Origin of the sequence: Bradyrhizobium sp. CCGE-LA001 (assembly GCF_000296215.2) — a bacterium.
Taxonomy (GTDB): domain Bacteria; phylum Pseudomonadota; class Alphaproteobacteria; order Rhizobiales; family Xanthobacteraceae; genus Bradyrhizobium.
This window is the reverse complement of record NZ_CP013949.1, coordinates 3,055,284-3,081,171: the sequence shown is the minus strand read 5'-3', so window position 1 is coordinate 3,081,171 and position 25,888 is coordinate 3,055,284. Positions and strand designations below refer to the sequence as shown.

The 25,888-nt window shown below is 63.3% G+C and carries 24 protein-coding genes; 15 read left to right on the top strand and 9 right to left on the bottom strand.

Going from position 1 to position 25,888, the window contains the following annotated elements; genetic code table 11:
* Positions 1-24: 24 nt before the first annotated feature.
* From BCCGELA001_RS14290 to BCCGELA001_RS14270, 5 genes are all read right to left on the bottom strand, one after another.
* Positions 25-1,524, bottom strand: coding sequence for a tripartite tricarboxylate transporter permease (locus BCCGELA001_RS14290; protein ID WP_008553968.1), 1,500 nt, complete (start codon positions 1,522-1,524; stop codon positions 25-27).
* A complete protein-coding gene (locus BCCGELA001_RS14285) occupies positions 1,524-2,009 on the bottom strand; it encodes a tripartite tricarboxylate transporter TctB family protein (protein ID WP_008553966.1) in 486 nt (161 codons plus the stop codon). Before BCCGELA001_RS14285 ends, BCCGELA001_RS14290 begins: the two co-directional genes overlap by 1 nt.
* Positions 2,006-2,974: a Bug family tripartite tricarboxylate transporter substrate binding protein gene (locus BCCGELA001_RS14280; protein ID WP_008553964.1), complete on the bottom strand. Its 969-nt coding sequence runs from the start codon at positions 2,972-2,974 to the stop codon at positions 2,006-2,008. Before BCCGELA001_RS14280 ends, BCCGELA001_RS14285 begins: the two co-directional genes overlap by 4 nt.
* 105 nt (positions 2,975-3,079) lie before the next feature.
* Positions 3,080-3,922 carry an IclR family transcriptional regulator gene (locus BCCGELA001_RS14275; RefSeq protein ID WP_008553962.1) on the bottom strand — a complete coding sequence of 281 codons (843 nt, stop codon included), beginning with the start codon at positions 3,920-3,922 and terminating at the stop codon, positions 3,080-3,082.
* Positions 3,923-3,995: 73 nt separating this feature from the next.
* Positions 3,996-6,125: an acetate--CoA ligase family protein gene (locus tag BCCGELA001_RS14270; RefSeq protein WP_060735595.1), complete on the bottom strand. Its 2,130-nt coding sequence runs from the start codon at positions 6,123-6,125 to the stop codon at positions 3,996-3,998.
* Between the two features lie 346 nt (positions 6,126-6,471).
* Between BCCGELA001_RS14270 and BCCGELA001_RS14265 the strand changes: the two genes are divergently transcribed.
* The 5 genes from BCCGELA001_RS14265 (at position 6,472) to BCCGELA001_RS14245 (ending at position 11,759) form a co-directional block, all read left to right on the top strand.
* Complete coding sequence (locus BCCGELA001_RS14265) at positions 6,472-7,167, top strand: GntR family transcriptional regulator (RefSeq protein ID WP_008553944.1); 696 nt, start codon at positions 6,472-6,474, stop codon at positions 7,165-7,167.
* 72 nt (positions 7,168-7,239) lie between these two features.
* Entirely contained in the window at positions 7,240-8,973 is a 1,734-nt protein-coding gene (oxc, locus tag BCCGELA001_RS14260; RefSeq protein ID WP_060735593.1) for an oxalyl-CoA decarboxylase, read from the top strand.
* Positions 8,974-9,115: 142 nt separating this feature from the next.
* Positions 9,116-10,393, top strand: coding sequence for a formyl-CoA transferase (frc, locus tag BCCGELA001_RS14255; protein ID WP_060735592.1), 1,278 nt, complete (start codon positions 9,116-9,118; stop codon positions 10,391-10,393).
* 302 nt (positions 10,394-10,695) lie between these two features.
* Positions 10,696-11,382 (top strand): hypothetical protein, encoded by a 687-nt coding sequence (locus BCCGELA001_RS14250; protein ID WP_008553928.1) that lies wholly within the window; start codon positions 10,696-10,698, stop codon positions 11,380-11,382.
* A gap of 101 nt (positions 11,383-11,483) precedes the next feature.
* Positions 11,484-11,759 (top strand): hypothetical protein, encoded by a 276-nt coding sequence (locus BCCGELA001_RS14245; protein WP_008553926.1) that lies wholly within the window; start codon positions 11,484-11,486, stop codon positions 11,757-11,759.
* An 80-nt stretch (positions 11,760-11,839) separates the two neighbouring features.
* Here BCCGELA001_RS14245 and BCCGELA001_RS37040 read toward each other — a convergent pair whose 3' ends face one another.
* The gene (locus tag BCCGELA001_RS37040) at positions 11,840-12,085 is read right to left on the bottom strand and encodes a hypothetical protein (RefSeq protein WP_144441299.1); all 246 of its coding nucleotides are present in this window, start codon (positions 12,083-12,085) and stop codon (positions 11,840-11,842) included.
* Between the two features lie 310 nt (positions 12,086-12,395).
* Here BCCGELA001_RS37040 and BCCGELA001_RS14235 point away from each other — a divergent pair, with 310 nt between their 5' ends.
* On the top strand, positions 12,396-12,839 hold the full coding sequence (locus BCCGELA001_RS14235) for an SRPBCC family protein (RefSeq protein WP_008553921.1): 444 nt from the start codon (positions 12,396-12,398) through the stop codon (positions 12,837-12,839).
* Positions 12,840-13,061: 222 nt separating this feature from the next.
* Here BCCGELA001_RS14235 and BCCGELA001_RS14230 read toward each other — a convergent pair whose 3' ends face one another.
* On the bottom strand, positions 13,062-14,393 hold the full coding sequence (locus BCCGELA001_RS14230; RefSeq protein WP_060735591.1) for an Hsp70 family protein: 1,332 nt from the start codon (positions 14,391-14,393) through the stop codon (positions 13,062-13,064).
* A gap of 341 nt (positions 14,394-14,734) precedes the next feature.
* On the opposite strand from BCCGELA001_RS14230, the gene BCCGELA001_RS38315 reads away from it, so the two are divergent.
* The 6 genes from BCCGELA001_RS38315 (at position 14,735) to oxlT (BCCGELA001_RS14205) (ending at position 21,767) form a co-directional block, all read left to right on the top strand.
* Positions 14,735-14,872: a hypothetical protein gene (locus BCCGELA001_RS38315; RefSeq protein ID WP_008553911.1), complete on the top strand. Its 138-nt coding sequence runs from the start codon at positions 14,735-14,737 to the stop codon at positions 14,870-14,872.
* A gap of 473 nt (positions 14,873-15,345) precedes the next feature.
* Positions 15,346-16,353 carry a Bug family tripartite tricarboxylate transporter substrate binding protein gene (locus tag BCCGELA001_RS14225; RefSeq protein WP_008553909.1) on the top strand — a complete coding sequence of 336 codons (1,008 nt, stop codon included), beginning with the start codon at positions 15,346-15,348 and terminating at the stop codon, positions 16,351-16,353.
* A gap of 88 nt (positions 16,354-16,441) precedes the next feature.
* On the top strand, positions 16,442-16,933 hold the full coding sequence (locus BCCGELA001_RS14220) for a tripartite tricarboxylate transporter TctB family protein (protein ID WP_008553907.1): 492 nt from the start codon (positions 16,442-16,444) through the stop codon (positions 16,931-16,933).
* Between the two features lie 60 nt (positions 16,934-16,993).
* A complete protein-coding gene (locus BCCGELA001_RS14215) occupies positions 16,994-18,493 on the top strand; it encodes a tripartite tricarboxylate transporter permease (protein WP_060735590.1) in 1,500 nt (499 codons plus the stop codon).
* Positions 18,494-18,897: 404 nt separating this feature from the next.
* Positions 18,898-20,187 (top strand): oxalate/formate MFS antiporter, encoded by a 1,290-nt coding sequence (oxlT, locus tag BCCGELA001_RS14210; protein WP_060735589.1) that lies wholly within the window; start codon positions 18,898-18,900, stop codon positions 20,185-20,187.
* Between the two features lie 257 nt (positions 20,188-20,444).
* Positions 20,445-21,767, top strand: coding sequence for an oxalate/formate MFS antiporter (oxlT, locus tag BCCGELA001_RS14205; RefSeq protein WP_060735588.1), 1,323 nt, complete (start codon positions 20,445-20,447; stop codon positions 21,765-21,767).
* A 4-nt stretch (positions 21,768-21,771) separates the two neighbouring features.
* Here the strand turns inward: oxlT (BCCGELA001_RS14205) and BCCGELA001_RS39275 are convergent, their stop codons facing one another.
* Positions 21,772-21,897, bottom strand: a complete 126-nt coding sequence (locus tag BCCGELA001_RS39275; protein ID WP_257721961.1) for a hypothetical protein — start codon at positions 21,895-21,897, stop codon at positions 21,772-21,774.
* 44 nt (positions 21,898-21,941) lie between these two features.
* Between BCCGELA001_RS39275 and BCCGELA001_RS14200 the strand changes: the two genes are divergently transcribed.
* The 3 genes from BCCGELA001_RS14200 (at position 21,942) to BCCGELA001_RS14190 (ending at position 24,277) form a co-directional block, all read left to right on the top strand.
* The gene (locus BCCGELA001_RS14200) at positions 21,942-22,370 is read left to right on the top strand and encodes a CBS domain-containing protein (protein ID WP_008553885.1); all 429 of its coding nucleotides are present in this window, start codon (positions 21,942-21,944) and stop codon (positions 22,368-22,370) included.
* Positions 22,371-22,472: 102 nt separating this feature from the next.
* Positions 22,473-23,492, top strand: a complete 1,020-nt coding sequence (locus BCCGELA001_RS14195) for a 2-dehydropantoate 2-reductase (RefSeq protein WP_008553883.1) — start codon at positions 22,473-22,475, stop codon at positions 23,490-23,492.
* On the top strand, positions 23,489-24,277 hold the full coding sequence (locus BCCGELA001_RS14190; protein ID WP_144441298.1) for a fumarylacetoacetate hydrolase family protein: 789 nt from the start codon (positions 23,489-23,491) through the stop codon (positions 24,275-24,277). The genes BCCGELA001_RS14195 and BCCGELA001_RS14190 overlap by 4 nt, the downstream gene beginning before the upstream one ends.
* A gap of 189 nt (positions 24,278-24,466) precedes the next feature.
* Here BCCGELA001_RS14190 and BCCGELA001_RS14185 read toward each other — a convergent pair whose 3' ends face one another.
* On the bottom strand, positions 24,467-25,624 hold the full coding sequence (locus BCCGELA001_RS14185; RefSeq protein WP_008553880.1) for a GAF domain-containing sensor histidine kinase: 1,158 nt from the start codon (positions 25,622-25,624) through the stop codon (positions 24,467-24,469).
* Between the last annotated feature and the right edge of the window lie 264 nt (positions 25,625-25,888).

The window sequence follows — 25,888 nt, the reverse complement described above, 5'->3', positions numbered from 1 at the left end:
CAAGCACCACACGGTGAGGTTCCGCTAATCCTCGTTCGCCTTGAATCGGCCGAGCCCCTTCAGCACGAATGGGGCCAATAGCGCGATCAGCGCGATGGCAAGCAGCGTCGCGGAGATCGGGCTCTGCACCAACGTCATGGGATCGCCGAGGCTGATTGCGAGCGCGCGTCGCAGCTGGCTTTCGGCGATCGGGCCGAGGATCAGGCCGACCACGACCGGCGCGATCGGGAAGTCGAACCGGCGCATCAGGAAGCCGAGCACGCCGAAGCCGGCCAGCATCGACAACTCCACCACTGACGGCTTTGCTGCGATCGTGCCCATGGTCGCGAACACGAGGATGCCGGCATAGAGCCAGGGCTGCGGGATCGCGAGCAACCGCACCCACAGGCCGACCAGCGGCAGGTTGAGCACCAGCAGCATCATGTTGGCAATGAACAGGCTGGCGATCAGACCCCACACCAGGTCTGGTCGCTCGGCGAACAGCAGCGGCCCCGGGTTGAGGCCATATTGCTGGAAGCCCGCCAGCATCATCGCGGCCGTCGCCGAGGTCGGCAAGCCCAGCGTCAGCAGCGGCACCAGCGTGCCGGCGGCAGAGGCGTTGTTGGCGGCCTCAGGGCCGGCCACGCCTTCGATCGCGCCCTTGCCGAATTCTTCGGGATGCTTCGTGAGACGCTTCTCGGTGGAATAGGACAGGAAGGTCGGGATCTCCGCGCCGCCTGCCGGCAGCGCGCCGATGGGGAAGCCGAACATGGTGCCGCGCAGCCACGGCTTCCACGAGCGCTTCCAATCCTCCTTGGTCATCCACAGCGAGCCGCGCACCGGCTCGAGCTTCTCCTCGGTGTGGTGGCGGCGAGAGGCGACGTAGAGCGCCTCGCCAACTGCGAACAGGCCGACCGCAAGCGTCGTCACCTCGACGCCGTCGAGCAATTCAGGGACGCCGAACGCGAGCCGCGCCTGACCGGTCAGCTTGTCGATGCCGACGAGACCGAGCGTCAGGCCGATGAACAGGCTGGTCAGGCCGCGGACCGGTGAATCGCCGAAGGTTGCCGACACCGTGACGAAGGCGACGCACATCAGCGCGAAATAATCCTCGGGGCCAAAGCGCACGGCGAAATCGACCAGCCATGGCGCCAGAAACGCCAGCCCGATGGTTGCGATGGTGCCGGCAACGAAAGAGCCGATCGCGGAGGTCGCGAGCGCCGGCCCGCCGCGGCCGGCCTTGGCCATCTTGTTGCCTTCGAGCGCGGTCGCCATCGAGGCGCTCTCGCCGGGCGTATTGATAAGGATCGCAGTGGTCGATCCGCCATACATGCCGCCGTAATAGATGCCCGCAAACATGATCAGCGATCCGCCGGGATCGAGCTTGTAGGTGACAGGCAGCAGCAGCGCGACCGTCAGTGCCGGGCCGATGCCGGGCAGCACGCCCACGGCCGTGCCGAGGAACACGCCGATCAAGGCATAGAGCAGGTTCATGGGCTGGACGGCCACAGCCATGCCATGCGCCAGCGCGGCAAAAGTGTCCATCACAAGAGTCGCTCCAGGGGGCCGGCAGGAAGGCTCAGCGTCAGCAGGCGATCGAATGCGAGATAGATCAGGGTGGACATCACGAGAGCGATGATGCTGTCGACCACGACGGCACGGCGCCCGAACGCCGCCGAAGTCGTCACGAACAGCGCCGCCGTCGCCAGGATGAAGCCGCCGCCGAAGCCGATGATGTCGATCAGCAGCGCAAGGCCAATGAGGATCAGAACCACGGGCACGGGATCGGAGCTCTCGCGCGCCGGCAGATTGCCGCGCAGCGCATCGATGAAATTGCCGATCGCGAGCAGCGCAAGGCCGCTGGCGACGACGACCGGCATCGCCTCAGGCCCCATCCCGTACATCGCGGTGGATGGCAGGCCGCGCGCATCCCAGACCAGCACAGCGGCGAGCACCGCAAGCAATGCGGCGATGACGAGGCCGGCGCGGTCGACGCGCCGCGGCGGCTGGGCGGGATCGCCTGAGGTCATGATTTGATCAGGCCAACCGATTTCAGCACGTCGGTGACGCGTGTCGTTTCCTTCTTCAGGAAGTCGGCGAAGGCGTCGCCGCCGAGATAGGCGTCCTCCCAGCCCTTCTGCTTGAGAACCTCCTTCCAGGCGTCGGACTTCACCATCTTCTCGACCGCATCGCTCAGCGTCTTCTTCTGCTCGGGCGTGATGCCGGGAGGCGCGACCACCGAGCGCCAGTTGGCGATCACGAGGTCGATGCCCTGCTCCTTGAAGGTCGGGATGTCGCTGCCTGCGATGCGCTTCTCGGAGGTCACGCCGATCGCGCGGAGCTTGCCGGACTTGATCTGCCCTTCATATTCGCTCAGCCCCGAAATGCCCGCGGTGACCTTGCCGCCGAGGATCGCCGCCAGCGACTCGCCGCCGCCGGAGAACGGGATGTAGTTGATCTTCTTTGCATCGGCGCCGACGGCGCCGGCGAACAGCGCCGCCATCACATGGTCGACGCCGCCGGCCGAGCCGCCGGCGAAGGTGACTTTGGCGATGTCAGCCTTCACTGCGGCGGCGAGATCCTGGGCCGTCTTGATTGGCGAGTTCGCGGGCACCACGATCACCTGAATTTCCTCGGTGAGGCGCGCGATCGGCGTCACCTGCTCCAGCGTCACCGGCGACTTGTTCATGGCGAGCGCGCCCACCATGACGAAACCGTTGACCATCATCTGGTTGCCGTCGCCCTTGGCGCCATTGACGAACTGGGCAATGCCGACGCTGCCGCCGGCGCCGGGAACGTTGGTGACCTGCACGCTGCGCGCGACACCCGAAGCCACCAGCGCCTGCTGCATCGAGCGGGCGGTCTGATCCCAGCCTCCGCCGGGCGCGGCCGGCGCCATCAGCTTGAGCTCGAGCTGCTGGCCGAGGACCGGATTGGCTGCCGCCAGGGTCAGCGCGACGGCTGCGCCGACAAGGCGCGCGGGAAATTGGAACATGGGGGCGTCTCCAGGCTCATGCGGACGTTTGCCGCATTGTGTCGTTTGGTCGCATATCAGCCAAAACGGCCGATGCTGTCCAGTGGACACCCCTCCGGGGGTTAGTCAGCGGGGCGTCGAGATGACCCCGCCGAGCGCCGCCGTCAGTTCGACGGCGACATCCCGCACGATTTGCCCAATTTCCGGCAGCCTCTGGTCGGTCAGCCGGCTGGTCATGCCGGAGACCGAAATCGCCGCGAGCGGCTCCGCGCAGTCGTTGTAGACGACCGCGGCAACGCAGCGCAGGCCCATACAGGCCTCTTCATCGTCGAGGGCGTAGCCCTGCTTGCGGATCTTTTCGAGCTCCCTGAACAGGTCGCTCGGCCGAACGATCGACTTCTCGGTCAGGCGGGGCATGCCGTGATGGCGGATGACGGCGCCGACGTCCTCGTCGGAATAGGTTGCAAGCACCGCCTTGCCGACGCCCGAGGTCACCATGGGGACTCGGCCACCGACCTGGGTCAGCGAGCGCATGATCTCGCGGCTTTCCATGCGGGTCAGCACGATGATGAACTCGTCGTCGACCACGGCGAGATTGGCGGTCTCGCGGGTGAGATCGCGCAGCTTGCGCAGGTAAGGAATGGCCTGGGTGGAGAAGTTGCGCCGCCGCGCAAAGCTCGCGCCGACCGTGAAGCTGCGCACGCCCACATGCCATTTGGATGCGGCGCGGTCGAACTGCACGAAACGGCGGCTTTCCAGCGTCGCCAGCAGGCGGTGCACGGTCGAGGCGGACAGGCCGGTGCGGACGGCGAGATCGCTGAGCCGATAACCCTCGTCGTCCTCGGCCAGCGTCTCGATGATCGACAGCGCGCGGTCGACGGACTGCACGCCGCCGTCGCGGCCTTCATGATCGGCCTCAGCGGGCGATCTGGGCTCGAGCGATTTGCGCCGGATCACGTTCTTGCTCATCGCGCCCCCTCACCCGGAATGTGCGACGCAAATTCCGGCCTCTCCCCGCGAGCGGGGAGAGGCGAACGCAAGCTCAGAGCAGTCCCGCCCCGCGCGCCCATTTGTACTTGGCGCCGAGCACCTCGACCGGAAGCTCGGTCGAATAGGCGTAGGCCGGGATGCCGTTCTGGTAGAGATATTCGGCGGCCTCCTCGACCTCGACGTCGCCGGCGAGCGAGGCGACCATGGGCTTCACGAAACCCTTGGCCTCCATCTCCTTCTTCACCTCGACCATGTTGCGGGCGAACACCATCGGCGGAGTGACGATGGTGTGCCAGTAACCGAGGATCAGCGAATGGATACGCTCATCCGACAGGCCGAGCTTCACCGTGTTGACGTAGGTGATCGGCGGCTCGCCGCCGGTGATATCCACAGGATTTCCGGCAGCACCGAACGGCGGGATGAACTTGCGGAAGGCCGCATCGAGATCCGGCGGCATCGACATCAGCGACAGGCCGTTGTCGACGCAGGAATCCGACAGCAGCACGCCTGAGCCGCCGGCACCGGTGATGATCAGAACGTTCTCACCCTTCGGCGTCGGCAGCACCGGCACGCCGCGGGCGAATTCGAGCAGCTGACGCAAGGACCGGGCACGGATCACGCCGGACTGCTTGAACACGTCCTCATAGATGCGGTCGTTGCCGGCGAGCGCGCCGGTGTGCGACGACGCCGCCTTCGCGCCTGCCGAGGTACGGCCGGCCTTGAGCACGACGACCGGCTTCTTCTTGGAGACGCGCTTTGCGGCTTCCGCGAAGGCGCGGCCGTCCTTGAGGTCTTCGCAGTGCTGCGCGATCAAGTTGGTGTTCGGGTCCTGCTCGAAGAAGGCGAGCAGATCGTCCTCGTCGATGTCGGACTTGTTGCCGAGGCCCACGATCGCGGAGACGCCCATCTTGGCGGAGCGCGAGAAGCCGATGATGGCCATGCCGATGCCGCCCGACTGCGACGACAGCGCCGCGTGGCCCTTGACGTCGTAGGCGGTGCAGAAGGTCGCGCAGAGATTGGCGGGCGTATAATAGAAGCCGTAGATGTTCGGCCCCATCAGGCGGATGTCGTACTTCTTGCCGACCTCGACGATCTCGGCCTGAAGCTCCGGCGCGCCGGCTTCCGCGAAGCCCGACGGGATCAGCACCGCGCCGGGGATCTTCTTCTCGCCGCATTCGGTGAGCGCTGCGGCCACGAATTTCGCGGGGATCGCGAACACCGCGACGTCGATCACGCCCGGCACGTCCTTGACGCTCTTGTAGGCCTTGTAGCCGAGGATCTCGGCGGCCTTCGGATGGATCGGATAGATCTCGCCCTTGTAGCCGCCGTTGATGAGGTTCTTCATCACGGAGTTGCCGATCTTGCCGTCCTCGGCCGAGGCGCCGACCACCGCAACGGCCTTCGGCTGCATGATGCGGTTCATCGCCGCGACGATCTCTTCAGTCGGCCGCGGCTTGGGCTTCGGCACATAGGCGAAGTCGACGACGATGCGGACGTCGGCGGCGGTCGCATCCTTCGGCGTCGCGAATACAGGGTTGAGGTCGAGCTCAACGATCTCAGGGAAATCGGTGACGAGCTGCGAGACCTTGACGATGACGTCGGCGAGGGCGTTGCGGTTCACCGGTTCGCCGCCGCGCACGCCCTTCAGGATCTCATGGGCCTGGATGCCGTCGAGCATCGAGAGCGCGTCTACCTTGGTCGCGGGCGCGAGGCGGAAGGTGATGTCCTTGAGCACCTCGACCAGCACGCCGCCGAGGCCGAAGGCGACCAGCTTGCCAAACGAGCCGTCGGTGATCGAGCCGACGATGACTTCGGTACCGCCGGCCAGCATCTGCTGAACCTGGACACCCTCGATCTTGGCATCGGACTTGTATTTCTTGGCGTTGCCGAGAATGGTCTCGTAGGCCTTCTCGGCCTCCTCCGCCGTCTTGAGGCCGACGATGACGCCGCCTGCTTCGGTCTTGTGGAGAATGTCCGGCGAGACGATCTTCATCACGACCGGGAAGCCCATCGACGAGGCCATCTTGCCGGCCTCGCCGGCCGACTTCGCCACGCCTTCCTTCGGCACCGGAATGCCGTAGGCGTCGCAGACCAGCTTGCCTTCCGGGGCCGTCAGGCTGGTGCGGTTGTCCGCCTTGACCTGGTCAAGCACCTTGCGGACGGCATCTTTGGAATTGGACATGTGGCTTCTCCCTTGACCTCAGTTCGTTCTTTTCAAAGCGCGCGCGTGTAGCGGCTGCCCGTGATGCTTGCCATTCGCCGCGCTCTGCTCCATGCCGCGGAACGAAGGGCGAGCCCAACACTACTCCGCCGGTTTGGATCAAAAATGGCTGGCGATGGCATTTGGTATGCCAGAAGCCAACTTGTCAAGTCAGAGGGCAGCTTAGAACGCCGCAAAAAATAGCCGCCTTGACATTCTGGCATGTGGTATGCCAAAAACTTTCCCGTTAATATTCCTGTAAAAGACGACTCCCCACTGGAGGAGATTCGTCGTGTCACTACGGAAACCAACCAAGGCGTTGCCGAACATGGCCGAGGCAGACATCGCAATCGTTCGTATTGCCCCGGAGAGCAGCTTCAAGAACAAGGCGTATGATGCCTTGAAGGAAGCCATCCTCAGGATGGACATCTATTCGACGCCCGAGCCGGTGATGCTCGACGAGCGCGCGCTGTCCGAACGTCTCGGCGTCAGCCGCACGCCGATCCGCGAAGCGATCGCGATGCTCGAGCAGGACGGTTTCGTGAAGACCGTCCCCCGCCGCGGCATCATGGTCGTGCGCAGGACCAAGAGCGAGATCGTCGACATGATCCGCGCCTGGGCGGCGCTGGAGAGCATGGCTGCGCGCCTCATCACCACCACCGCACGCAAGAAGGACATCACCGCGCTGCGCGACTACTTCAAGGATTTCGGCAAGGATCGCCTCCCCGAGGATCACGTTGAGGAATATTCGCGCGCCAACATCGCTTTCCACCAGGCGCTGATCTCGCTGTCGGAATCCCCCGTGCTGGTCGATCTCACCAACGACCTCCTCTTGCACGTGCGCGGCTATCGCCAGCTGACCATCGGACGCAAGGACCGCACCGCCACCTCGCTGCCCGAGCATCTCGCCATGATCGAAGCACTGGAAGCGCGCGACACCGAACTGGCCGAGAAGCGTGCCCGCGACCACACGCTCGGCCTTGCCGCTTACGTCGAAGCGCATGGCCAAGAACTATTCACGTAACTGTTTACTTAGCAACTTCACCAGAAGGGCGAACAACTCGCCCCACATCTTGGGACCAGGGAGACAAGGCCCATGCTGAATACCGCGACCAAGTCCGAAGCACCGGGCACCGAGCAGGAGCTGACGGATGGCTTCCATCTCGTCATCGACGCGCTCAAGCTGAACGGCATCAACACCATCTATAATGTGCCGGGCATCCCGATCACGGATTTGGGCCGCATGGCGCAGGCCGCGGGTATTCGCGTGATCTCCTTCCGTCACGAGCAGAACGCCGGTTACGCCGCGGGCATCGCCGGCTATCTCACCAAGAAGCCCGGCGTCTGCCTCACCGTCTCGGCGCCCGGCTTCCTCAACGGTCTCACCGCCCTCGCCCACGCCACCACCAATTGCTATCCGATGATCCTGGTCTCGGGCTCCTCCGAGCGCGAGATCGTCGACCTCCAGCAGGGCGACTATGAAGAGATGGACCAGCTCGCGATTGCCAAGCCGCTGTGCAAGGCGGCCTATCGCGTACTGCACGCCCAGGACATCGGCATCGGTTTCGCCCGCGCCATCCGCGCCGCGGTGTCGGGTCGTCCCGGCGGCGTCTATCTCGACCTGCCGGCCAAGCTGTTCGGCCAGGTGATGAACGCCGAGGCCGGCCAGAAGTCGCTGGTCAAGGTGATCGACGCCGCGCCCGCCCAGATCCCCTCGCCCGCTTCGATCAAGCGCGCGCTCGACGTGCTCAAGAGCGCCAAGCGTCCGCTCATCATCCTCGGCAAAGGCGCGGCCTACGCGCAGGCCGACGAGGAGATCAAGAGCTTCGTCGAGAAGAGCGGCGTGCCGTTCCTCCCGATGAGCATGGCCAAGGGCCTGCTGCCCGACACCCATCCGCAATGCGCCGGCGCGGCCCGCTCGACCGTACTGAAGGACTCCGACGTCGTCATGCTGATCGGCGCGCGGCTGAACTGGCTGCTTTCGCACGGCAAGGGCAAGAGCTGGGGCGAAGCGCCCAAAAAATTCATCCAGGTCGACATCGAGCCGAAGGAGATGGACTCCAACGTCGAGATCGTCGCGCCCGTGGTCGGCGACATCGGCTCGGTCGTCTCCGCCTTCAACCAGGCGATGGCAACGGGCTGGACCGCCCCGCCCGCCGAATGGACCAAGGCGATCTCGTCCAAGCGCGAAGAGAACGTCGCCAAGATGGCGCCGAAGCTGATGAACAACAAGTCGCCGATGGACTATCACGGCGCGCTCGGCGTGCTGAAGAACGTCATCAAGGAGTATCCCGAGGCGATCCTCGTCAACGAAGGCGCCAACACGCTCGACCTCGCCCGCGGCGTCATCGACATGTACAAGCCGCGCAAGCGTCTCGACGTCGGCACCTGGGGCGTGATGGGCATCGGCATGGGCCAGGCGATCGCCGCCGCGCTCGAGACCGGTCATCCCGTGCTCGCCGTGGAAGGCGACTCGGCCTTCGGCTTCTCCGGCATGGAGGTCGAGACCATCTGCCGCTACAATTTGCCGATCTGCGTGGTCATCTTCAACAATGACGGCATCTATCGCGGCACCGACGTCAACGGCGCCAACGCCGATCCGGCGACGACCGTGTTCGTCAAGGGCGCACGCTACGACAAGATGATGGAGGCCTTCGGCGGAGTCGGCGTGAATGCCACCTCGCCGGACGAGCTGAAGCGCGCCGTCAACGAAGCCATGAAGTCGGGCAAGCCGACGCTGATCAACGCGGTGATCGATCCGGCCGCGGGCTCGGAGAGCGGCCGCATCGGCAACCTCAATCCGCAGAGCGTTCTGCAGAAGAAGAAGTAAGGCATGATCCGGAAAAGTGTGCAGCGGTTTTCCGGACAGATCATGCCCAAACAATAGAGCTGAAGCGCCAAGTGCGCTTCAGCCACCCCTCAACCCTTATTCCCTGCCGGGTGCAGGGGCAGACAGAGTACGGAGCAACATGATGACCAAAGCGCTCACGGGCGTTCGCATTCTCGACTTCACCCACGTCCAGTCCGGACCGACCTGCACGCAGCTCTTGGCCTGGTTCGGCGCCGACGTGATCAAGGTGGAACGTCCGGGCGTGGGTGACATCACCCGCGGCCAGCTGCAGGACATCCCGAACGTGGACAGCCTGTATTTCACCATGCTCAACCACAACAAGCGCTCGATCACGCTCGACACCAAGAACCCCAAGGGCAAGGAAGTCCTTACCGAGCTGATCAAGAAGTGCGACGTGCTGGTGGAGAATTTCGGCCCCGGCGTGCTCGACCGCATGGGCTTCCCCTGGGAGAAGATCCAGGCGATCAACCCGAAGATGATCGTTGCCTCGATCAAGGGCTTCGGCCCTGGGCCCTACGAAGACTGCAAGGTCTATGAGAACGTCGCGCAGTGCACCGGCGGCGCCGCCTCCACCACCGGCTTCCGCGACGGCCTGCCGCTCGTCACCGGCGCGCAGATCGGCGATTCCGGCACCGGCCTGCACCTCGCGCTCGGCATCGTCACCGCGCTGTATCAGCGCACGCATTCGGGCAAGGGCCAGCGCGTCACCGCCGCGATGCAGGACGGCGTGCTCAACCTCGCCCGCGTCAAGCTGCGCGACCAGCAGCGCCTCGCCCACGGCCCGCTCAAGGAATACAGCCAGTTCGGCGAAGGCATTCCGTTCGGCGATGCCGTGCCGCGTGCCGGCAACGACTCCGGCGGCGGCCAGCCCGGCCGCATTCTGAAGTGCAAGGGCTGGGAGACCGATCCCAACGCCTACATCTATTTCATCACCCAGGCCCCGGTCTGGGAGAAGATCTGCGACGTGATCGGCGAGCCCACCTGGAAGACCGATCCGAACTACGCCAAGCCGGCGGCCCGCCTGCCGCGCCTCAACGAGATCTTCGCCCGCATCGAACAGTGGACGATGACCAAGACCAAGTTCGAGGCGATGGAGATCCTCAACAAGGACGACATCCCCTGCGGTCCGATCCTGTCGATGAAGGAGATCGCCGAGGACCAGTCGCTGCGCGCGACCGGCACCGTGGTCGAGGTCGATCACCCCACCCGCGGCAAGTACATCTCGGTCGGCAACCCGATCAAGCTGTCGGACTCTCCGAGCGACGTCGAGCGCTCCCCGCTGCTCGGCGAGCACACCGACGAGATCCTGCGCACGGTGCTCGGCTTCTCCGATCACCAGGTCGCCGAGATCCACAAGTCGGGCGCGCTCGATCCGCCGCAGAAGCAGGCGGCGGAGTAAGCGGGTCCGCATCGAACGAGACGAAAGGGCCGCCCGAAGGGGCGGCCCTTTTGCTTGAGCGGGCGGTGCTTTTCGACTGGGGTCCAATCAAAGCTGAAAAAACAACCCCATGCACAGTAGCCAAGTCATTGATCACAAACGAAATTTCTGATGAGCCGAAAAATAGGTCGAGGCGTCGGGCAAAACAGGGGTATTGTGGCATCGTTCGAAGCGCCGGACGTCCTGCCGTCCGAAGCGATGTTGAAGCGCGATCGCTCGTCTAGCGCGCCTGCTGGAAACAATCCGAGGAAGAGAGGTCCACCATGTCACTGCTGGGCAAGGCCGCCGTTGCGATGTGGTGGAGCGTTCGCGCCGAGCAGCGCAGCGAGTTTGGCGACTGGCATTCGCATGAGCATTTTCCGGAGCGGATGAGCATTCCCGGCTTCCGGCGGGGATCGCGCTGGAGCAGCACGACGGACGCTGAAGGCTTCTTCGTGCTTTATGAACTGGATCAATACGAAGTCCTGACGTCGAAAGGATATCACGACCGGCTCAACGCGCCGACGCCGTGGTCGACGAAGATGATGCCGCATCATCTCGGCATGGTACGCAGCCAATGCCGGATCGCCGGGAGCTTTGGCGGCGGCATCGCAGGCGCGCTCGCCACCATCAGGCTGTCGCCGCACACTGAACGCGCCGCTGAGTTGCAGGCGTACCTTCTTGATACGCTCGGCGCCCTCGCCTCGAAGCCGGGGCTGACGGGCGCCCATCTGCTCCTGACCGATACGCCCAGGACGAATTCACCCACCACGGAGCAGCAGATTCGAGGAAAAGACGGTGCCGCCGACTGGATCATTCTGTTGTCGGGTTACGATATGGATGCGGTCGAGGCCGTGATCGCTGGACAGCTCTCGCCGTCATCGCTTCACGGAGCTGGTTCGCAGGACGATCCGACGTTCGGTCGCTACAGGTTGGCGTTCACGATGACACCGCAGGACGTGGCGGCATAGGCCGAGCCAGTCACCGCATGCCGTTAATTAACTTTTGTTATCCCGCGGGTTCGGTCCGGTCGCATAGTGTGTGCCGATCAGCAAGCGGGACGGCACTTCCTATGAGCGATGAGAAATCTTTTGATGCCGTCGTATCGGCTCTGCGAAAGAGCAGATCGGCCGCGGGCATTTCGTCCCCGGCCGCCGGTAGCTTCGATCACCTGACTGACGAGAGTGTCGTTCGCCTCTACGAAAGCATTCGACGTCAGGTCGAGGCCGACAAGGCGTTGGGTCACAAATACCGCCTCGTCGGAGCTGCAGCGAAGGAGCGTGCTGGTCTGCTCGGCGAAGAACTTCTTAGCCGCGGTTTGAAGTTTGCGCCCATCGTTTGGTCCTAGACCAAACCATGGGCGCCTCCTGAACTCACCTGACACTTGATCCTGAACTCACTTGATTCAGAGCTCACTTGAGCCTCAGCTCACCTGGGCGGCGAGCTCTTCTTGGAAGATTGTCCGCCAGGGGCGCTGCTGCCTGAGCCGTCCGTGGTGCCGGCGGACGACGTGCCAGTTGTCATGCCGTCTTTGGCCTTGCCCCTATTTTTCGTGGTGTCGCTCGTTCCACCCACCCCGGCTTGCGCGCCTTGCTGACCCTGGCTGGGCTGCGCCATTCCGATGGATCCCATCATCGACGCGATCACCGCACTCAGCATGAGCTTCCTGATCATCTGATTGTCTCCTGTTGTGATCGCGAACAACAAGCCACCCCGCTCCGTGTTCCTCACGTGCCGCGGTTGAACCTGGACAGAGCTTTCCGTGCCTTGCGGCCCCTGCGCAGAAGGGACGAGCATCAGATCCTCGAACAGCAAGGGCGAACAAGACGCGTCAGGCGCGATTGGCGGGCGGGCTCGCGACGTCGGCCCCTGCGACAAAAAATCTGCAAGCCCGTGTCGGATCGGCGGCTTCCCGGTCGTCCTCGTGACATGAATGGGCCATAGAGGCCAGCCCGGGCCCATCAAACACTGAGGGATAACAACCATGCCCAGCACTGTCCGCCTGCACCGCATTCTCGCCACCAGCCCGGAGAAGGTCTATCGCGCTTTCCTGGAGGCCGATGCGATGGCGAAATGGCTGCCGCCGAACGGTTTCACCTGCACCGTGCATCATTTCGAGCCCAAGGTCGGGGGCACGTTCAAGATGTCGTTCCGGAATTTCACCACGGGCCACAGCCACTCGTTCGGCGGGGAATATCTCGAGCTCGTGCCGAACGAACGCCTCCGTTACACCGACAAGTTCGACGATCCCAATTTGCCGGGTCTGATCGAGGTGACGGTGATCCTGAAGAAGGTCTCGGTCGGTACCGAGATCGACATCACGCAGGCCGGCATTCCCGACGTCATCCCGCCGGAGGCTTGCTATCTCGGCTGGCAGGAATCGCTGCGCAATCTGGCGAAGCTCGTCGAGCCGGAGATCAAGCAGTAACGGTCCAAGCGGAGCCCGCGCCTCGTCCTTCGAGACGACCGCGGAGCCTGTCATCGGGCCGCGCTTTGCGCGGACCCGGTGGCGGTCTCCTCAGGATGAGGCTAAGCAGCGTTTTCGCCCGTGGAGATTGCTGCCGCACACTCCGTCCTCATCCTGAGGGCCCGCCGAAGGCGGGCGTCTCGAGGGATGGCTTTCAGCGCAGCAGCCCCGTCTCGTCGTTCCCTATCCGCCCGCCTTCGGCGCGAGCCCGCCATCCGCCGTCCAGCGGTGCGGATCAGGACTGTGGCCGATCAGCGCGAGACCATAGGCGATCGACTCGAACTGGTCGCCCGACATCAGCCGCTCATTGCCAAAGCGCTCGGCGAAAAGCTTTCGGACGGCGGGCACGAAGGACGTGCCGCCAGTCAAGAACACCTTCTCCACCTCGCGCGCGGTGATGCCGGCTTGGCCAAGCACCTTGTCCACGGTGGCACCCAGCCGGGCGATGTCGTCGGCGATCCAGGAGTCGAAATTCTTCCGTGTGATGGCCGCACCGATGTCGACGCCTCCGCCTTTGAAGCGGAAATCCACCTCGTCCTGCGCCGACAACGCGACCTTGGCGTCGGACACTGCGCGGTAGAGCGAAAAGCCGAGATCGAGATCGACGATGGTGATGAAATCCTCGAGCAGCTTCGGCTTCAGCGCGGTACGCGCCAGCTCACGGAGCTCGCGCAGATCGCCGTTGCTCTTCATCATCGCGAGCTGATGCCAGCGCGCGAGGTTGGTGTAATGGCCGCTGGGGACCGGCAGCACCTTGTCGAAGGAGCGGAAGCTGGAGCCCTTGCCGAGGCGCGGCGAGACGATGTGATCAACGATGCGGTAGTCGAACGTGTCGCCGGCAATGCCGATGCCGGCGTGGCCGAGCGGCTCGGCGCGCAAGACGCCGCCGGCGCGCGAGAAGCGCATCACGGAGAAATCGCTGGTGCCGCCGCCGAAATCGGCCACCAGCACGGTGGCATCGCGCTCCAGCCTGCGGGCAAAGGAGAACGCGGCGCCGACGGGCTCGTAGACATAGCGGGCGTGGCCGGCCCCCAGACGCTCGAACGCGGCGCGGTAACGCTGCATCGCCAGCGCCTCGTCGGGATTGCCGCCGGCGAAGCGCACGGGACGCCCGACAGTGATGTTGGAGGTCTCGAAGCCGAACCTGTCGCCGCCATGACGCGCCAGCGTCCGCAGGAACGCGGCCAGGATGTCCTCGAACTTGTAGCGCTGCCGGAACACTTGCGTGGTGTTGAAGCTGCTGCTGGCCGCAAAGGTCTTGAACGACTGGAGGAAGCGATAGACGTGCCGGCCTTCGAGAAACTGCTCGATCGCCCATGGGCCGCCCTCGGCCTGGGCGCCGGCGCCCGGACGGTCCTCCCAGAAGCACAGCGCGGACACATAGACGCTGTGGCGCTGTCCACCATGGTCGAAACGGATGGCTTCGACCCGGCGGTCGTCCGCCGCGAGCGCGACGACCGTGTTGCTGGTCCCAAAATCGATGCCGATCGAGACGGCGGGCGAGGCGCTCGACATGAACCACTCTGACGGTTGATTGGATAGGGGGCGGACCACTAGCCGCTTTGCAAGGGCCTGCCAAGGCCCGCCTGTTGCAGTGCGGCAGACCTTGCCGATACCGCTCGCGTGGCCGGGACGATTCGCCCGCGTTTCGCGCCATCAGCGGCGAAAGGACCGCTTTCTCGCAGGCGCCGGCAACTTTATGTCCGAGACGGGCCCGTTAACGCGGCATTATGCTGCAATGCGAGAGGCCGCATGCTGCTATGCAAACTCGCGGATGGACAGTGGCATCTGGTATACATAGATTGCCTTTCGAAATGAGGCAGCAAGACTGACTGTTCTCAAGAAAGGGATTTCCGATGTCCAAGACCGCTTCCGTCGCTCTCGCGCCCTCTTCCTCCCTGTTCGCCCGCCTGATGGCCGCGATCGACGGCCTGCTGATGGCCAGCGCCGAAATCTCCAATCGTAACGGGGATTTGCCGCGCTTCGGCCTGTAAGACGGTCTTCGCTGCCCTCACCCGGATGGGCGATGGCAGAAGCTAAAAACACGTTGTTTGACCAAATGGCCCCGCCTGTCGGGGCCATTTCTGTTTGGCAGCGCTCTCCCCTCGCGGCGCGCGCAACTGCGACGATTAGTCCGCCAAGGCCAACCGACGATTCCGATTGTTTGTCTACTGGCATTTCGCATACCATCCATTCAAACAAGAACGATTGCGCGATTCAAAAGTGTAAGGACGGGGAAACGTAACGCAGGACGGGAAGGGCCGAGAGGCAACGTTGCCACGCCCCATTGGCGAAGCCCTTAGCCGAAAGAAGCGGATGCCGCGCGTTATCCCTGCTCATAGAGTTTTGATCGGGACGGCCACGGGGACTAGACCTAAAGGGTAACTCCGGGGCATGTGACTCGAGATGGGCTAGCGCAAGCCGACAAAGAGCGGCTGCGTTGAGGGTTCGACAGGGAGAGAGACAGATGAAGCCATTCGTTCTGAATGTCGCTTTGGCGGCAATCGCGATGTCGTGCGCCAGCAGCACTGCAAGCCGTGCGGCCTGGGAGCCGGTCCGTCCGGTCGAGTTCATCGTGCCTGCGGGCACCGGCGGCGGCGCCGATCAGATGGCCCGCACCATCCAGGGCATCGTCACCAAACACAATCTGATGAAGCAGCCGCTGGTCGTCATCAACAAGGCCGGCGGCGCGGGCGGCGAAGGCTTCCTCGACCTGAAGACCTCGTCGGGCAATCCGCACAAGATCATCATCACGCTGTCCAACCTGTTCACGACGCCGCTGGCGACGGGCATTCCTTTCAACTGGAAGGATCTGACGCCGGTTGCGATGCTGGCGCTCGACGAGTTCGTGCTCTGGGTGAACGCCGAGAAGCCGTACGCCACCGTCAAGGACTACGTCGACGCCGCGAAGAAGGCGCCGACCGGCATGTTCAAGATGGGGGGCACCGGCTCCAAGCAGGAAGACCAGATCATCACGGTCGGCCTCGAGAAGGCGATCGAGGCGAAATTCACCTACATCCCCTACAAGGGCGGCGGCGAAGTCGCCGTTCAGCTCGTCGGCAATCACGTCGATTCCACCGTCAACAATCCGATCGAGGCGGTGGCGCAATGGCGCGGCGGCAAGCTCCGTCCACTCTGCGTGTTCGACGCCCAGCCGATGGCCTATGACGAACCGATCGCGGACGGCAAGGCCTGGAAGGATATTCCGACCTGCAAGTCGCAGGGCCTCGCGATGGAATATCTCATGTTGCGTGGCATCTTCATGTCGCCCAAGGCCACCAAGGATCAGATCGAATATTACGTCGAGTTGTTCAAGAAGGTCCGCGCCACGCCGGAGTGGCAGGACTTCATGAAGAGCGGCGCCTTCAACACGACCTTCCTAACTGGCGCCGAATACGCCAAGTGGATCGAGACCGAGGAGAAGCGCCACCAAGACTTGATGAAGGAAGCCGGCTTCCTCGCCTCGGGGAATTGATCGGCGACATCGACGGCGGCTGAGGACGCTCGCCGTCCTCCCGTCTGGCACGACCCGCGAACGACTTGCGATTTCGCCTGGAGGTCCCATGACTCAACGATCCGAAACTGGTCCGGCCCACAAGACGCTGGAAATCGGCATGGCGCTGCTGATCGGCGTGTTCGGCCTGATCGTGATCTTCGGCAGCCTCAAGGCCGGCATCAACTGGGGTGCGGAGGGCCCGCGTGCGGGCTTCTTCCCCTTCTATATCGGCGCCGCCATCGTCGCCTCGAGCGCCATTAACCTGTGGAACGCGCAACGCGACGACGACGGCCGCCTGTTCGCGGAATGGGGTCAGCTTCGTCAGGTCATGAGCGTCGTCATTCCCACCGCGATCTATGTCGGCTCGATGCCGTTCATCGGGCTCTACGTCGCCTCCATGGTGTTCATCGCCTGGTTCATGCGCTGGCTTGGCGGCTATCGCTGGCTAACAACCCTCGCAATCGCGGTCGGCATGCCGGTTGTGACCTATCTGGTGTTCGAGCGCTGGTTCCTGGTCCCGCTGCCCAAGGGCCCGATCGAGGAATGGCTCGGTCTGTAAGAGAGCTTCGTCTGTAAACACTGACCCGTCATTTCCGTTACTGTTGCAGGACGTATCGATATGGAAGAGTTGGCCAATCTGTTTCACGGCTTCGCGGTCGCCCTGCAGCCCTACAACATCATGCTGATGGTCATCGGCATCACGCTCGGGGTCATCATCGGCGTGCTGCCGGGGTTAGGCGGCGCCAATGGCGTCGCGATCCTCCTCCCCCTCACCTTCAGCATGCCGCCGACGTCGGCAATCATCATGCTGTCCTGCATCTATTGGGGTGCATTGTTCGGCGGCGCCATCACCTCGATCCTGTTCAACATACCGGGCGAGCCATGGTCGGTCGCGACCACCTTCGACGGCTATCCGATGGCGCAACAGGGCAAGCCCGGCGAAGCCCTGACCGCGGCCTTCACCTCCTCGTTCGTGGGCGCATTGTTCGCCGTCATCATGATCACGCTGGTCGCGCCGCTCGTTGCAGGCTTCGCGTTGCGATTTGGGCCGGCGGAGAAGTTCGCGGTGTACTTCCTCGCCTTCTGCTCCTTCGTTGGCCTCAGCAAGGAGCCGCCGTTCAAGACCATCGCGGCGATGATGATTGGCTTTGCACTCGCCGCGGTCGGCCTGGATTCGATCACCGGACAGTTGCGGCTGACCTTCGGGGTCACCGAGCTGCTCAACGGATTCGACTTCCTGATCGCCGTGATCGGCCTGTTCGGCATCGGCGAGATCCTGCTGACCATGGAGGAAGGGCTGGCGTTCCGCGGCGGCAAGGCCAGCATCAACCTTCGGGTGGTGCTGCAGACCTGGCGGGAGCTGCCCGCCTATTGGATGACCTCGCTGCGCTCCTGCCTGATCGGCTGCTGGATGGGCGTGACGCCCGCCGGCGCAACACCGGCATCCTTCATGAGCTACGGCATCGCCAAGCGACTCGCGCGGCGCGGCAACAATTTCGGCAAGGGCGAGGTCGAGGGCGTCATCGCGCCGGAGACGGCCGCGCATGCCGCAGGCACCGCGGCGCTGCTGCCGATGCTCTCGCTCGGCGTGCCCGGCTCCCCGACTGCCGCCGTTCTGCTCGGCGGCTTGCTGATCTGGGGCCTGCAGCCCGGTCCCATGCTGTTCGTCGAGCAGAAGGAATTCGTCTGGGGCCTGATCGCCTCGATGTATCTCGGCAATCTCGCCGGCCTCATCGTCGTGCTCACCTGCGTGCCGATCTTCGCCGCGATCCTCCGCGTGCCCTTCGGCATCATCGCGCCGCTGATCCTGGTGCTGTGCGCGATCGGCGCCTATTCGGTGCACAACAGCACCTTCGACGTGATGCTGATGCTGGTGTTCGGCGTGCTCGGCTATCTCCTGAAGAAGTGCAACTACCCGCTCGCACCGCTGGTGCTCGCCATCGTGCTCGGCGACAAGGCTGAGGAAGCCTTCCGCCAATCGCTGCTGGGATCGCAGGGCTCGCTCGGCGTGTTCTTCTCCAACGGCCTCGTCAGCACGATCATGGCGCTCGGTCTGGTCGCGCTGTTCTGGTCCGTGATCCAGGAAGGCTACAGCCGGCTTCGGACGTCGGCGGCGTGAGGCGGCGCAATCCGCGCCGCCGCACACGCCAAATTGCCGCAGGCTGGACTTCTGGAATATAGAATTCCAGGAATCGCGTGCTCACCGAGCCGTTGCACACCCGGTCAGCAGGAACAGTGCCGGCGCTAAAAATCCCCAGCTTCGCCGCTTCATTCGGATCCGCGCGGCCTTGCCGCCCCGGATAAAAACATCCGTAAAATCAACAGTTTGATTGGAAAAAGCCCCCCTCACCGCCGGCACACGGCAGCGATTGGGGCTTTACATTTTCCCGCTGATGGCGCATGGGGAAGACCCGCGCTATTTCGCCGCACCCTCCAGTCCCTCGCTTGAATCTTGGCATAATGCATACCAGGATGCGCCCAGCGCATGCTTAAAAATGATCGGCGCGTTTGGGAGGGTTTTTAATGACGGACATGGTGCAGTCGGCGGCGGCCCCTAGTGTCGCTCGTGTGAGCGATGCTTATCGCTGGGCGCAATTGGCCATCGGCGTAGGCGCGATGGTGATGATCGCCAACTACCAATATGGCTGGACGTTCTTCGTCCCTGATATCCAGAAGACGTTCGGCTGGGATCGCGCCTCGATCCAATGGGCCTTCACGCTGTTCGTGCTGTTCGAGACCTGGCTGGTCCCGGTCGAGGGATGGTTCGTCGACAAATACGGTCCGCGCATCGTGGTGCTGGTCGGCGGCGTGCTCTGCGCCATCGGCTGGGCGATCAACGCCCAGGCCACCACGCTCAACGGTTACTATCTCGGCATGATCATCGCCGGCATCGGCGCTGGTGGCGTCTACGGCACCTGCGTCGGCAACGCGCTGAAGTGGTTTCCGGACAAGCGCGGTCTTGCCGCGGGCATCACGGCTGCCGGTTTCGGTGCGGGCTCCGCGCTGACCGTTGCGCCGATCCAGGCCATGATCAAGGACAGCGGCTTCCAGACCACCTTCCTCTATTTCGGTCTCGGACAGGGCATCATCATCTGCATCCTCGCCTTCTTCCTGCTGTCGCCGAAGGCCGGCCAGGTGCCGAACGTGGTGGCGAACGCCCATCTGCTGCAGACCCGCCGCAACTATCAGCCGACCGAGGTGCTGCGTCAGCCGATCTTCTGGCTGATGTACTTCATGTTCGTGATCGTTGGCGCCGGCGGGTTGATGGTGACCGCCAATCTGAAGCCGATCGCGGCCGACTGGAAGGTCGACAACGTGCCGGTCACGCTGATGGCGGTGACGATGACGGCGGTGACCTTCGCGGCCACGATCGACCGCGTGCTCAACGGCCTGACGCGTCCGTTCTTCGGCTGGATCTCCGACATGATCGGCCGCGAGAACACGATGTTCATCGCCTTCGGCATGGAAGGGTTCGGCATCTGGATGCTCTATCTCTGGGGCCACGATCCGATCTGGTTCGTGCTGCTCTCGGGCTTCGTGTTCTTCGCCTGGGGTGAGATCTACTCGCTGTTCCCCTCGACCTGCACCGACACGTTCGGCGCCAAGTTCGCGACCACCAATGCCGGCCTGCTCTACACCGCGAAGGGCACCGCCGCGCTGCTGGTGCCGATCGCCAACTACATGCAGCAATCGTCGGGTACCTGGGACGCCGTGTTCATCATCGCAGCCGGCGCCAACATCCTGGCCTCGGTTCTGGCGATCGCGGTGCTGAAACCCTGGCGCAAGGTCGTGGTCGCCAACTCGACGGTCTGACCGGCTTCGCCGCAGCTCATTGAACAAGACGCCTGGCCTTACGGCCGGGCGTTTTCGTTTGGCGCGAAGGATCGCCGCTATCGCCGTCCGGGCGGAACCCGCCGCATTTCGTGAACGCGGCGCCAAGTTAAGGCTTGCAATCTGGAATATCGTATACCAATCTCCGACCCACGCCTGCGACGATAAGACACAATAATTGCGACATCAGGTCGTCTTGCGATCCTGCGTCACAGCAAATCAGGCGTTGGGAGGTTTTGATGATTTCCAGCCCCGATGGCGCCGTCACCGCCGCGCCGCTTCGCACAGGCTTCCGCTGGCTCCAGCTCGCGATGGGCATCGTCTGCATGGCGATGATCGCCAATCTGCAATACGGCTGGACGCTGTTTGTCGATCCGATCGACGCGGCCCATCATTGGGGACGCGCCGCGATCCAGCTCGCTTTCACCATCTTCGTCGTCACCGAGACCTGGCTGGTGCCGGTCGAGGCGTGGTTCGTCGACAAGTACGGCCCGCGCATCGTCATCATGTTCGGCGGCGCGATGATCGCGCTCTCGTGGGTTCTCAACTCGTATGCCGACAGCCTCACCCTGCTCTACGCGGCCGCGATCATCGGCGGCATGGGCGCGGGCGCGGTGTACGGCACCTGCGTCGGCAACGCGCTGAAATGGTTTCCCGACCGCCGCGGCCTCGCCGCGGGCGCGACCGCGGCCGGCTTCGGCGCCGGCGCTGCGCTCACCGTAGTGCCGATCGCGAGCATGATCGTGTCGAGCGGCTACCAGCACGCGTTCCTCACCTTCGGCATCGGCCAGGGCCTGATCGTGTTCGTGCTCGCCTTCTTCATCCAGCCACCGCGGATCTCGATTCCGCCGAAGAAGAAGCAGCTCAACCTGCCGCAGACCAAGATCGACTTCACCCCGCCGCAAGTGCTGCGGACCCCTGTTTTCTGGGTGATGTACCTCGTTTTCGTCATGGTTGCCTCCGGCGGGCTGATGACGGCGGCGCAGATCGCTCCGATCGCGCACGACTTCAAGATCGCCGACACGCCGGTCACCCTCGCCGGCTTCCAGATGGCAGCCCTGACCTTCGCGATCTCGCTCGACCGCATCTTCGACGGCTTTGGCCGTCCCTTCTTCGGCTTCGTCTCCGACACGATCGGCCGCGAGCCCACCATGTTCATCGCCTTCGGCACGGCGGCGGTGATGCTCCTGATATTGTCGGCTTACGGCCACATCCCTGTCGTGTTCGTGCTCGCGACCGCGGTCTATTTCGGCGTGTTCGGCGAGATCTATTCGCTGTTCCCCGCCACCTGCGGCGACACCTTCGGTTCGAAGTTCGCGACCACCAACAACGGCATGCTCTACACCGCCAAGGGCACGGCATCCCTGCTCGTTCCGCTCGCCAGCGTGATCTCGACCGCTTATGGCTGGAAGGCGGTGTTCGTGGTGGCGGTGGCGCTGAACGCCACGGCAGCGCTGCTGGCGCTGTTCGTGATCAAGCCGCTGCGCCGCGCCTTCATCCTCGGCAAGGAAGCCGAGGGCACCAGCACCGCGACCGGCAGCGCCAAGACCGAAACGGCATAACTCGTCACACGCCTTGCAGGCCGACAAGGGGCGCAGCGATGCGCCCCTTCTTTTGGCGCATGGCAAACGTCAGCATCGCTGTCGCAAGATTTTTTCGGATCAGCCAAACCCAGCGCTTGACGATTGGCATTATGTATACCACACTTGCCCTGTCATTCACCCAGGGAGGTTGCAATGCTGGTCGGAGACATTCTGCGCAAGAAGACGCCGCGCGTTGTTACGGTGCGAATGAACGAAACGGTGGGTATCGCCGCCAAGCTGATGCGCGCCAACAACATCAGCGCGTTGGTGGTCAAGGACGTGGTCCGCTCGGAGGGCAATACCGCGGTCGGCATGTTCACCGAGCGCGACGTGGTGCGCGCGGTCGCCGAGCACGGCGCCAATGCGGTCAATGTGAGGGTCTCGCAGCTGGTCTCGGTGCAGCAGCTGGTGTCCTGCACCTCCTCGGACACGATCGAGCATGTGCGCCATCTGATGAACCGTCATCACATCCGCCATCTGCCTGTCATCGACGATTACAGCCTGATCTCCGTCATCAGCATGCGCGACATCGCCGCTGCCGTGGACGAAGCGATCAACGGCTCGCCGCAAGCGGCCGCCTAAAGCTTCACACACTTCCCCTGCGACTACCGGCCCCGGCTTGGATCCTTCCGAGCCGGACCGGATCTTTCGTCCCAAAATCCGGTCTCTGCTCGCGAGGATTTCATGAAGATCTGCATCTACGGCGCCGGCGCGATCGGCGGATATCTCGGGGTTCAGCTCGCCCGCGCGGGCGCCGATGTCAGCCTGGTCGCACGCGGCGCGCACCTTGCCGCGATGCGCGAGCGCGGCCTGACGCTGCTCGCGGGCGAGGAGAAGCACACCGTGCATCCGCGCTGCACCGACGATCCCACCGAGCTCGGCGTGCAGGACTACGTCATCGTCACGCTGAAGGCGCATTCGATCACCGGCGTGATCGAGAAGATACAGCCGCTGCTCGGGCCTAACACCCGCATCGTCACCGCCGTCAACGGCATCCCCTATTGGTATTTCTACAAGCATGGCGGCCAATACGAGAATTCGACGCTGGAGAGCATCGATCCAGGCGGCCGGCAGTGGCGCGAGATCGGGGCCGGGCGCGCCATAGGCTGCATCGTCTATCCCGCCACCGAGATCGAGGCGCCCGGCGTGATCCGCCACGTCTACGGCAACAATTTCCCGCTCGGCGAGCCCTCCGGCGAGATCACACCGGACGTGCAGCGGCTCGCCGAGCTCTTCGTCGCAGCCGGGCTGAAAGCCCCGGTGCTCGACCGCATCCGCGACGAGATCTGGCTCAAGCTTTGGGGCAATGTCTGCTTCAACCCGATCAGCGCCCTGACCCACGCAACGCTCGACGTGATCTGCACCGATCCCGCAACGCGGGCGCTGTCGCGCGCCATCATGGTGGAGACGCAGGCCATCGCCGAGACGTTCGGCGTCAAATTCCGCGTCGACGTCGAGCGCCGCATCGAAGGCGCCCGCAAGGTCGGCGCGCACAAGACCTCGATGCTCCAGGATCTCGAGCGCGGCCGCCCGATGGAGATCGACCCGCTCGTCACCGTGGTGCAGGAGATGGGCCGGCTGACCGGCATCGCCACGCCCGCGCTCGACTCGGTGCTGGCGATGGTGACCCAGCGCGCCCGCATCGCCGGCCTCTATGACGGCGTGTCGGCGCCGGCAGATCCGCGCGCATTGGCGGTGGCATGATGGCGGGCGAGATGAAGAAGTGGCTGCGCTTCCGCCACGCCGGTAGCACCGGTTTTGGCACACTAACCTCGTCAGGCGTCAGCGTGCACGAGGGCGAATTGCTCGGCCGCAACGCATCCACGGGCAAGACGCTGGCATTGTCGGAAATCGAGCTGCTGGCGCCCTGCGTGCCCAGCAAGATCGTCGCGCTCTGGAACAATTTTCACGCGCTCGCCGCCAAGCTGAACCAGCCCGAGCCGCCGGAGCCGCTCTATCTGCTCAAGGCCACCACCAGCATCACGGCGCCCGGCGCCGTGATCCGCCGTCCCTCTTATTACGACGGCAAGACCACTTATGAAGGCGAGCTCGGCATCGTCATCGGCAAGACCTGCGCGCGTGTCTCTCCCGCCGAGGCCGACAGCTTCATCTTCGGCTATACCTGCGTCAACGACATCACCGCCAACGACATCTTGACCCGCGACTCCACCTTCCCGCAATGGGCGCGCGCGAAGGGCATCGACGATTACGGCCCGTTCGGCCCCGTCATCGCGACCGGCCTCGATCCGGCCCAGCTCACGGTCCGCACCATCCTCAATGGCGCGGAGCGGCAGAACTATCCGATCTCGGACATGATCTTCAGCGCGCAGGAGCTGGTCAGCAAAATCTCGCACGACATGACCCTGCTTCCCGGCGACCTCATCGCCGTCGGCACCTCGGTCGGCGTCGGCGTGATGAAGGAGCCGGTCAACACGGTGACGGTGGCAATCGACGGCATCGGCGAGCTCACCAACGAGTTTCGGCTGTGAGGCGTGTGCTCATAAGTGAGACGCTTGATCTTGGTCGCGCCTGATGTCCGCTCATCATTCAACAGCGGCACAAAAGCGGACGTCGTCGAGGGCCGCAGAAGGGCCAGAAGCGGACCACGTGCCCACGCAGTCAGCTTTGAAGGCGACTCGTTCTAGCGCCGCCGTCACACCTGCTGGTTACTGCATTGACTACGCGAACGTTGCTGTAAAGGTTGTTTCGCGGGGAGATGATTTGGCAACGATGGCACCTCCATGTGCCCGAGCTATCTCCTGCGAGATATACAACCCAAGGCCTAGACCTTTTTGATTAGGAAGGACGTCGCCACGATGAAACGCGGTAAACAGGTGCTGCATCGCTTCAGCTGGAATTGGGTTGCCACAGTTCGTGATGCTAATTTCAAACCCTGCGTCAGTGCGCTTTGCCGCAACGGTTATCGGCTGATCGTTTGCCCCGTAGGAAATTGCATTCCCCAATAGATTTGACACCATCTGAGCGATGCGCCCAGCATCCACTTTGACCGTCCCGGGGACTTCTAGGGTGGAAACGATAGTCCGTCCAGGATGGACATTCTCAAATTCAGATATGACCTGCCTGATAATCGGTTCTAGATTTTCCTCCTTGAGGTTGAGCTGCACTCCTGCGCCGAGTCTAGCTCGTGCGAAATCCATAACATTGTCGATTAGCCCGGCCATTCGGGCCACGCTGCTGTTGAGATGAACAATCCACCCCTGTCCTTCTGCATCGACCTTCTTGTTGAGCAGGCGAAGGCCGCCTTGGATGGACGCGAGAGGGTTTCTTAGGTCATGACCAAGAACAGCGATAAATTGCTCCCGCAATTCTGAGTTTCTTTTCTCAAAAGCCAACTTGCCTTCACTCGCCTCGACCCTGGCGGCCGAATCGAGATGGGTAGCGATAAGCTCCGCAAACAACTTGAACATCCCCACGATTTCCGGCGTGCGAAGCTTTCGTGGCTTCGGGTCGATAGCACAGAGCGTCCCAAAAAAAGTACCGTCCGGAAGAATGATGGGTACTGAGATATAGCTTCGAAAGCCGTACTGGGCGGGAGTGTGGTGCGAGCAATAGTCCGCATCCTCACTGACATTGTCGATGATTACAGCCTCGCGGTTCTGTCGAATTTCGTGGCAAATAGTCGTCTCTATCTTTAGCTCATCACCGGGCTTCAGACCGAACGCGAGCTCGTCTCGCGATGCGCAGGTAATCCACCTGTCTTCTGTAACCCGAGCCACCGCGGTAAAGCCCATGCCCGTGGTCCGACTAACCACATCGAGAATGGTCGGAACGGCGGATATTCCACTTATCTTTGCTATGTCACGTTCAAAATTCATGTTTTGGCTTGGTCCGTCAGCAATGCCTCGCGGAAATATACAGCTTCCGCCGCTAAGCACGCCAGCACTCGATTGAGCCAATCAGCGGTCCTCCTCCAAGTCCGCAACGGGTCATTCGCGTCGGTTTAGCCGGGCGGCGCCGATTTCCGCACTCCCTCTACAAACAGACATCGTGACCGTGCGTCCACGTTTTAAACGGGCCAACCGGAGACATTCAACCTTTGCCGGTACCCGTCTTGCTGCTACACTCCAGGCGGACTGCGA

What these genes read in the sequence shown, in the direction of transcription:
- BCCGELA001_RS14290 (WP_008553968.1), bottom strand. Translation starts at nt 1,524, where the DNA reads ATGGACACTTTTGCCGCGCTGGCGCATGGCATGGCTGTGGCCGTCCAG.
- BCCGELA001_RS14285 (WP_008553966.1), bottom strand. Translation starts at nt 2,009, where the DNA reads ATGACCTCAGGCGATCCCGCCCAGCCGCCGCGGCGCGTCGACCGCGCC.
- BCCGELA001_RS14280 (WP_008553964.1), bottom strand. Translation starts at nt 2,974, where the DNA reads ATGTTCCAATTTCCCGCGCGCCTTGTCGGCGCAGCCGTCGCGCTGACC.
- BCCGELA001_RS14275 (WP_008553962.1), bottom strand. Translation starts at nt 3,922, where the DNA reads ATGAGCAAGAACGTGATCCGGCGCAAATCGCTCGAGCCCAGATCGCCC.
- BCCGELA001_RS14270 (WP_060735595.1), bottom strand. Translation starts at nt 6,125, where the DNA reads ATGTCCAATTCCAAAGATGCCGTCCGCAAGGTGCTTGACCAGGTCAAG.
- BCCGELA001_RS14265 (WP_008553944.1), top strand. Translation starts at nt 6,472, where the DNA reads ATGGCCGAGGCAGACATCGCAATCGTTCGTATTGCCCCGGAGAGCAGC.
- oxc (WP_060735593.1), top strand. Translation starts at nt 7,240, where the DNA reads ATGCTGAATACCGCGACCAAGTCCGAAGCACCGGGCACCGAGCAGGAG.
- frc (WP_060735592.1), top strand. Translation starts at nt 9,116, where the DNA reads ATGACCAAAGCGCTCACGGGCGTTCGCATTCTCGACTTCACCCACGTC.
- BCCGELA001_RS14250 (WP_008553928.1), top strand. Translation starts at nt 10,696, where the DNA reads ATGTCACTGCTGGGCAAGGCCGCCGTTGCGATGTGGTGGAGCGTTCGC.
- BCCGELA001_RS14245 (WP_008553926.1), top strand. Translation starts at nt 11,484, where the DNA reads ATGAGCGATGAGAAATCTTTTGATGCCGTCGTATCGGCTCTGCGAAAG.
- BCCGELA001_RS37040 (WP_144441299.1), bottom strand. Translation starts at nt 12,085, where the DNA reads ATGATCAGGAAGCTCATGCTGAGTGCGGTGATCGCGTCGATGATGGGA.
- BCCGELA001_RS14235 (WP_008553921.1), top strand. Translation starts at nt 12,396, where the DNA reads ATGCCCAGCACTGTCCGCCTGCACCGCATTCTCGCCACCAGCCCGGAG.
- BCCGELA001_RS14230 (WP_060735591.1), bottom strand. Translation starts at nt 14,393, where the DNA reads ATGTCGAGCGCCTCGCCCGCCGTCTCGATCGGCATCGATTTTGGGACC.
- BCCGELA001_RS38315 (WP_008553911.1), top strand. Translation starts at nt 14,735, where the DNA reads ATGTCCAAGACCGCTTCCGTCGCTCTCGCGCCCTCTTCCTCCCTGTTC.
- BCCGELA001_RS14225 (WP_008553909.1), top strand. Translation starts at nt 15,346, where the DNA reads ATGAAGCCATTCGTTCTGAATGTCGCTTTGGCGGCAATCGCGATGTCG.
- BCCGELA001_RS14220 (WP_008553907.1), top strand. Translation starts at nt 16,442, where the DNA reads ATGACTCAACGATCCGAAACTGGTCCGGCCCACAAGACGCTGGAAATC.
- BCCGELA001_RS14215 (WP_060735590.1), top strand. Translation starts at nt 16,994, where the DNA reads ATGGAAGAGTTGGCCAATCTGTTTCACGGCTTCGCGGTCGCCCTGCAG.
- oxlT (WP_060735589.1), top strand. Translation starts at nt 18,898, where the DNA reads ATGACGGACATGGTGCAGTCGGCGGCGGCCCCTAGTGTCGCTCGTGTG.
- oxlT (WP_060735588.1), top strand. Translation starts at nt 20,445, where the DNA reads ATGATTTCCAGCCCCGATGGCGCCGTCACCGCCGCGCCGCTTCGCACA.
- BCCGELA001_RS39275 (WP_257721961.1), bottom strand. Translation starts at nt 21,897, where the DNA reads ATGCCAATCGTCAAGCGCTGGGTTTGGCTGATCCGAAAAAATCTTGCG.
- BCCGELA001_RS14200 (WP_008553885.1), top strand. Translation starts at nt 21,942, where the DNA reads ATGCTGGTCGGAGACATTCTGCGCAAGAAGACGCCGCGCGTTGTTACG.
- BCCGELA001_RS14195 (WP_008553883.1), top strand. Translation starts at nt 22,473, where the DNA reads ATGAAGATCTGCATCTACGGCGCCGGCGCGATCGGCGGATATCTCGGG.
- BCCGELA001_RS14190 (WP_144441298.1), top strand. Translation starts at nt 23,489, where the DNA reads ATGATGGCGGGCGAGATGAAGAAGTGGCTGCGCTTCCGCCACGCCGGT.
- BCCGELA001_RS14185 (WP_008553880.1), bottom strand. Translation starts at nt 25,624, where the DNA reads ATGAATTTTGAACGTGACATAGCAAAGATAAGTGGAATATCCGCCGTT.